General features: G+C 64.4%; 2 protein-coding genes. Both read left to right on the top strand.

Annotated elements, in window-relative coordinates; translation table 11 throughout:
• A partial coding sequence (locus AC1DY5_RS58110) for a nitroreductase family protein (RefSeq protein ID WP_478123111.1) occupies positions 1-244 on the top strand: 244 nt, incomplete at its 5' end.
• Positions 245-354: 110 nt separating this feature from the next.
• Positions 355-567 (top strand): helix-turn-helix domain-containing protein (locus tag AC1DY5_RS58105; RefSeq protein WP_478123110.1); only part of this gene is annotated, 213 nt, incomplete at its 3' end.

The raw sequence follows: 567 nt of genomic DNA, 5'->3' as shown, positions 1-567 counted from the left end.
GATCAACCTCGTATACGTAGCCGATCTGGACCGGATGGTGGAGGTTTCGCCCGAAGACAGGCCGTTCCTTGCGGGTGCCGACACGGGGTTCGTCGCGCAGAACGTGTACCTCTATTGCGCTGCTGCGGGGCTGGCGACCGTGGTGCGCGCAATGATCGACCGGCGCCGGCTGGCGGAGGCGCTTCTCCTTCCGCCGAACCAGCGCATCACGCTCGCCCAGACGGTGGGGCACTCCAGATCGTGACTCTCTTGGTGCCGAGTGGTTGGGCGACTAAGCGGAACTTACCAAATCCATGACAACCAATAACGTCCTCGAACGTTATCCAATCAGCGGATTGATTGGAGGTGGGTTGCATGGGCAAGAAGATGGACGAGGCGACGCGCAAACGGGTGCGGGCTGGGCGAATGCTGCTGGCGGGCAAGACCCCCGCGCAGGCCGCAGCGGCGGTTGGCGTGGCACGCCAGACCGTGTACACGTGGAAGGCCCGGCTCGATGAAGGCGGGATCGATGCGTTGCGCGCCATGTCGCCGGGACGTCCTGCCCAGCTGGACGCACAGCAACTCGAG

Source organism: Variovorax sp. P4_D9 (genome assembly GCF_056401695.1).
The sequence above is the reverse complement of the archived record's forward strand: the minus strand, read 5'-3'. Positions and strand labels throughout refer to the sequence as shown.